We start from the raw sequence: 2,352 nt of genomic DNA, 5'->3' as shown, positions 1-2,352 counted from the left end.
CCCGGCCTCGATCGTCAGATTACAGACGGTCATGCGGCCTTCGACCGAAAGATCGCGGATCGCCTCGCCGGCATATTCGATGACATGGCCGTTGCCGCCCGCCGTGCCGATATGGCCGATGATGGCGAGCGCGATGTCCTTGGCGGTGAACCCCGCCGGCGCCTTGCCGACGACGTTGATGCGCATGTTCTTCGCCTTGGCCTGGATCAGCGTCTGCGTCGCGAGCACATGTTCGACTTCCGACGTGCCGATGCCGTGGGCGAGCGCACCGAAGGCGCCATGCGTCGAAGTGTGGCTGTCGCCGCAGACGATAGTCGTGCCCGGCAGCGTGAAGCCCTGCTCCGGCCCGACGATATGGACGATGCCCTGGCGCTTATCGGTCATCTCGAGATATTCGATGCCGAAGGACTTCGCATTGTCGTCGAGCGTCTGCACCTGGATGCGGCTCTCTTCATCGGCGATGCCCTTGGAGCGGTCGGTCGTCGGCACGTTGTGGTCGGCGACGGCGAGCGTCTTGGCCGGCGCGTGGACCTTGCGGCCCGACATGCGCAAGCCCTCGAAGGCTTGCGGGCTCGTCACTTCATGCACCAGATGGCGGTCGATATAGAGAAGGCCGGTGCCGTCCTCCTGCATGTCGACGAGATGCGCGTCCCAGATTTTGTCGTACATGGTGCGGGGTGCAGCCATTTTTCTTTCTCCTTTTGCGGGCGCTGCGAGAGCCAGGCTCGCGCGCACCGTTCAGTGTCAATCAGATAAGAGGCGGGCCCAAAAACGAAAAGCGGGCATGGGGCCCGAGGCCCCTGCCCGCTTTTTGCGTCTCGTCCAATCGTCTGCCGACGAAATCAGGCGGCGCCGTTCTCTTGCGAGCGGGCTTTGTGGTCCTGCTTCTCGGTAATTCGGGCCGACTTCCCGCGGCGGCCGCGAAGGTAATAGAGCTTCGCGCGGCGAACACGGCCCTTGCGCACGACCTTGATCGAGTCGACGAGCGGGCTGTAGATCGGGAAGACGCGCTCGACGCCCTCGCCATAGGAAATCTTGCGAACGGTGAAGTTCTCGTTCAGTCCGCCGCCCGAACGCGCGATCACCACGCCTTCATAGGCCTGCAGACGGGAGCGCTCGCCTTCAACGACCTTCACATTGACGATGACCGTATCGCCGGGCGCGAAATCGGGAATCTCCTTACCGCCGGAGAGGCTTCCCATCTGCTCCTGCTCGATCTGCTCAATGATATTCATCGGTTTAAACCTCAGGTATTGAAGGCGCCGGAGCCGGGCCCTTTCGGGGCTCTTTTCGGGGAAACCCCGTCCGGAAGCGCGCTTCACTATCACACTTCAATGTCACTGGCGACTGTCTTTGGACCGCAGCTTCAGAAATTTCTCCCAAAGATCGGGTCGCCGTTCCTTCGTTAACGCCTCGGCCATGGCACGGCGCCAGGCTTTGACCTTCTTGTGGTCCCCGGAGGTCAGGACCGCCGGGATCTCGCGGCCCTCGAAACTCTGGGGCCGCGTATAATGCGGGTACTCAAGAAGCCCGCTCTCGAAACTCTCATCCTCGCCGGAGGCCTCCTTGCCCATGACGCCGGGAAGGAGCCTCACAACCGCGTCCAGAAGCGCCAGAGCCGCCGGCTCGCCGCCCGATAGGACGAAATCGCCGAGGCTCACCTCTTCGAGCCCACGGGCCTCGATGACCCGCTCGTCGAGCCCCTCGAAACGCCCGCAGAGAAGCGTCACGCCGGCCCCCGACGCCAGCTCCCGGACGCGGGCCTGTGTCAGCGGCGCGCCCCGGGGGCTCAGGTAAATCAAGGGCTTGGAAGCCCCTTCCGCCATCGCCCCGTCGATCGCCGCGGCCACCACGTCGGCCCGCATCACCATGCCCGGACCGCCGCCTGAGGGCGTGTCGTCGACCGAACGGTGCCTGTCCGTGGCAAAACCACGAATATCCACCGCTTCGAGCCGCCACGTTCCGGCTTCCAGTGCCCGTCCCGCCAGCGAAATGCCGAGCGGCCCCGGAAACATCTCCGGAAAGAGCGTCAGCACCGTCGCCGTCCAGGGCTCAGCCATCCGCGCCCTCGTCGGTCCCGGTCCCGGTCTCCGTCTCTGTCTCGGGGCCCTCGTCGAAGAGGCCGGCGGGCGGATCGATCACGATCCGCTGCCCCGCAATATCGACCTCCGGGACGTTCTCGTCCGTGAAGGGCAGATAGACCGACGGTCCGCCTTCGGCCCGCTCGATCTCCAGAAGATCGCCTGCGCCGAAATTCTCGACCGCCACGACCCGGCCATAGACCTCGCCGTCCATGCCCACCGCCGAAAGCCCGATGAGGTCGGCGTGATACCAGCCTTCCTCCTCGTCCGT

4 protein-coding genes are annotated in these 2,352 nt (G+C 64.6%); all 4 read right to left on the bottom strand.

All coding sequences use genetic code 11. From position 1 onward, the window contains the following. On the bottom strand, positions 1-687 hold a 687-nt coding region (locus tag VMR03_RS00450; protein ID WP_325401177.1), incomplete at its 3' end, for an aconitase family protein. 155 nt (positions 688-842) lie between these two features. Continuing rightward, a complete protein-coding gene (rplS, locus tag VMR03_RS00445; RefSeq protein WP_325401175.1) occupies positions 843-1,235 on the bottom strand; it encodes a 50S ribosomal protein L19 in 393 nt (130 codons plus the stop codon). A 102-nt stretch (positions 1,236-1,337) separates the two neighbouring features. Beyond that, complete coding sequence (gene trmD, locus VMR03_RS00440) at positions 1,338-2,060, bottom strand: tRNA (guanosine(37)-N1)-methyltransferase TrmD (RefSeq protein ID WP_325401173.1); 723 nt, start codon at positions 2,058-2,060, stop codon at positions 1,338-1,340. Then, positions 2,053-2,352: PRC-barrel domain-containing protein (locus VMR03_RS00435; RefSeq protein ID WP_325401171.1), on the bottom strand; the 300-nt coding region annotated here is incomplete at its 5' end. The genes trmD and VMR03_RS00435, both read right to left, overlap by 8 nt.

It is taken from the genome of Parvibaculum sp. (assembly GCF_035511255.1).
In the GTDB taxonomy this organism is placed as follows: domain Bacteria; phylum Pseudomonadota; class Alphaproteobacteria; order Parvibaculales; family Parvibaculaceae; genus Parvibaculum.
Note: the sequence above shows the minus strand (reverse complement) of the source record. Positions and strands in the feature narration are given on the sequence as shown.

Coding starts and splice junctions, on each gene's coding strand:
- rplS (WP_325401175.1), bottom strand. CDS start 1,235: ATGAATATCATTGAGCAGATCGAGCAGGAGCAGATGGGAAGCCTCTCC.
- trmD (WP_325401173.1), bottom strand. CDS start 2,060: ATGGCTGAGCCCTGGACGGCGACGGTGCTGACGCTCTTTCCGGAGATG.